Source organism: Mesorhizobium sp. M4B.F.Ca.ET.089.01.1.1 (assembly GCF_004022605.1).
In the GTDB taxonomy this organism is placed as follows: Bacteria; Pseudomonadota; Alphaproteobacteria; order Rhizobiales; family Rhizobiaceae; genus Mesorhizobium; species Mesorhizobium abyssinicae.
Genome location: NZ_RZOS01001490.1, coordinates 1 through 420, shown reverse-complemented (window position 1 = coordinate 420; position 420 = coordinate 1). Strand labels below are relative to the sequence as shown.

The window sequence follows — 420 nt, the reverse complement described above, 5'->3', positions numbered from 1 at the left end:
CACCACCAAAGGCGATCATTCCACTCCACTCGGATTGCGGGTTGGACTCTGGGACATAGGTCTCGATGCATTTCGCGAAGCCCCATTTTTCGGCCACGGCATTTCCGCCAGTCGCACGCTTTCACAAGATGGATTCAAGGAGCGATTTCGAACCAACCAAGGTTTCAACCACTTTCACAACGGCTTTTTGACCGCACTTGTCGAGGCCGGGTTGCTTGGAGCCCTGGCTCTCGCGACAATCTTCGGCGTGGCGATCTGGATCGCAGCAAGGGTCCTACGCCTCAGTGCCGATCCGGTAGAGCGGTTCGGGGCGACAATGATCGTCGTCACCGTAATCATCTATGTCACTGGCGGCCTGACCGGCATCCTTGTCGGCCATGACATTTTAGATTCGACCCTGATGGTGTTCCTAGTTTCCGG

General features: G+C 56.0%; 1 protein-coding gene. It reads left to right on the top strand.

What is annotated here, in order from left to right:
* Positions 1 to 420: O-antigen ligase family protein (locus EN780_RS38030; protein WP_133373037.1), on the top strand; the 420-nt coding region annotated here is incomplete at both ends.